A 259-nucleotide genomic window follows, 5' to 3' on the forward strand; every position below is an offset into this window, starting at 1 on the left:
ATGTTCGGCAAATGCTTTTGGTGTCTGATAGCCAAGCGCCGAATGTGGTCTTGTTTCGTTGAAGTCATCCGCCCAGGCCCGGATCACGGCGCGGGCGTGGGCCATGTTCCGGAACATGGTCTCGTTCAGGAGCTCGTCGCGCATGCGCCCGTTGAAACTCTCCACGAAGCCGTTCTGCATGGGCTTGCCCGGCGCGATGTAATGCCATTCGATCTTGCGCTCCGTGGCAAAGGTTAAGATCGCGTTACTGGTCAGGTCG

The 259-nt window shown here is 58.3% G+C and carries 1 protein-coding gene; it reads right to left on the minus strand.

The window, feature by feature from the left end; translation table 11 throughout:
• Positions 1-259: integrase core domain-containing protein (locus ACH107_RS33915; protein WP_412509936.1), on the minus strand; the 259-nt coding region annotated here is incomplete at both ends.

The organism is Roseovarius halophilus (ex Wu et al. 2025) (genome assembly GCF_047086965.1).